Annotated in this window: 1 protein-coding gene; it reads right to left on the minus strand. The window is 61.6% G+C overall.

Annotated elements, in window-relative coordinates:
* Positions 1-59: 59 nt before the first annotated feature.
* Positions 60-1,754, minus strand: a complete 1,695-nt coding sequence (locus ACFSXZ_RS41205; RefSeq protein WP_378272017.1) for a reverse transcriptase/maturase family protein — start codon at positions 1,752-1,754, stop codon at positions 60-62.
* Positions 1,755-2,339 lie beyond the last annotated feature (585 nt).

The following is a 2,339-nucleotide window of genomic DNA, read 5'->3' on the forward strand; positions in this document are numbered from 1 at the left end:
TCGTGCAGCCTCCCTCCGAACCACGCGGGCATCTTTCGATGCACGTGGCTCTCCAGTGACTACGCCGCGTTCGTGACGGGGGTGGCGTGGATGGCGTCGTGACATGGTCGGCAGACCACGAGGGACTTCCGCCGTTTGGCTGCCATAGCCGCCGCCCAGGCCGGTTGGTCGGGTCCGGGTTGTCCGAGCCGGGCGAGTTTGGCGACGTGGTGGACCACCACGGGGCCGGTATTCTCACACAGCTCGCATCTGCTCCGCACGAGCCGGTTGATGATCTCTTTGCGCGGGTAGGGAACCCGGACCGGAGTGCGATCGGTGATGACCGCGCTCTTGTTCCGTGTGAGGGGTATCCCGCCGAACCGTGCTACCAGGTCTTGCTTGCCGTCGCGGCGGATCCGGGCTTCGAAGCACGTGCGCAGTCCGTACGGTGTTTCGATTTTGGCCCGGTGTCGGGCCGCCATCTTCGTGACCGTGGACTTGTGCTTGGCTGCCAGGGTCTTCAGCATGGACGTCTGCGCGTTCCAGTGCAGCGTTGCGAGACGCCAGACGTCGATGGCAAGAAGGTAGTAGTTGACCACGCCCCGGTATTCGGCCGCATAGGTCCGCACGATGTCGTAGTCGTGCAGGTTCTGCATGGCCGACCGGTGCCAGGGTTTGCCATGGCGTCGGTAGGGGGCGCAGTGGGCCGTGATCACATCGCGGGGCACGCGTAGCGCGATCGCTCCGTTGGCCGATCGGCGGCCGTGGGTGAGCTTGCTGTCGGCGTGCTGAACGGTGATCTCGTAGCCGAGGAACCGCGCCGCGTGGGTGCGGGCGTGGGTGATGAGCGTTTTGTCGGCGCTGAGGTCCAGTGCGAGTTCGTCGCGCAGGAACCTGGCCAGCTCGTCTTTGATGGCCTCGGCTTCGGCCTTCGGTCCGATGAACCCCAGGATGTGGTCGTCGGCGTAGCGGCAGTACCGCAGCCGCCGGTATCCGGGGTCCATAGGGTCACCCGAGGGTAAGGTGCGCAGTTGCTTGGTCAGCTCCCGCGTTGTGGCGCGGTCGCCGCGTGTGCGTGTCTCCTGCCGTTGGCGTTTCACCCGTGAGTATTCGGGATTGCGCCGTCGGCGTTGTCCTCGGGTGTATTGCGGGATGAGAATTTTCTCGACGAACTCATCCAGTTTGTTCAGGTAAATATTCGAGAGGACGGGAGATACCACACCACCTTGCGGAACCCCGCTGAGGTTGTCGTGGTGTTCCCAGTCTTCAAGGTACCCGGCTTTGAGCATGTTCCGAACAAGCCGGAGAAACCGGTTATCGTGGAGCTTTTCCGCCAGGATCTTGATCATTATTTCGTGATCCAAACTGCCGAAACAGTCGGCGATGTCTCCCTCGATGAACCACACGGTTCCGGTCCAGGTGTGTTCCACTTCGCGTAGCGCGGTGTGGCATCCCCGTTTCCGGCGGAACCCGTGTGAGCGGTCGGAGAACGTCGGCTCATAGTAGGCCTCCAGCAGGAGGCGCACCACTTCACCGACAAGCTTGTCCGACCATGTCGGCAGTCCCAGCGGGCGCAACTTCCCGTTCTTCTTCGGGATGAGCACCCGGCGGGCGGGAGCGAACCGGTAGCGCTCGTGGCGCATCGCCTCGATGATGGCGTCGATTTTCCCCTCGGACATGCCGTCCACAGTTTCGTCCGTGACCCCGGGTGTCATCGCGCCTTGGTTGGCGTAGATGTTCCCGTAGGCCAGCAAGTACAATTCCTTGTTGAACATCTGGCGATACAGTTCATCGCACGGCAGACCTCTCCTGCCACGATCGTGGAGGACGCCCAGCACCGTTGCGGCGGTTTGCATTACGCATGCTTTCCGGTATTGTTGATGTCCGATCACCTGGAACCCTTCGCCCTGCGAGCGGGCCTTCCCCGTCCTCCTTGGCAGGTCGTTACTCCTGCGACTACTACGGTTCCTCTGTCACCATAGGACTCGCGCCCCTTAGGTGATCCCACGTTTGTCAGTGCCATACGTTCTAGCGCGACTTAGGCGCCCCACTCATCTCCTTGAATACCCTGATCGGGCATCGCTCCGTGCCCCGGAGGTTTGCGGCAGGCCATTACTCATCCTGCCGCAGGGGTCGGCGTTGGTTACAGGCGTCTTTCCAACGGGTGTCTCAAATTGCACCTTCTGGAGATTGGGATTCAGGCAATCCAGCTTTCGCCATATCACGCGGATCACTCGGCGCATCACCCCGTACGCCTGGGCATGATCGCCGATTTCCTGCCATGCTATTGTCCCCATATTTCCTTTCGGATCAAGGTAAGGCATCAGATCCAGAGATGTACCTCCAATCTCTGCCCGCTA

The sequence above is a fragment of the Amycolatopsis pigmentata genome, assembly GCF_042684065.1.
Lineage (GTDB): Bacteria > Actinomycetota > Actinomycetes > Mycobacteriales > Pseudonocardiaceae > Amycolatopsis_E > Amycolatopsis_E pigmentata.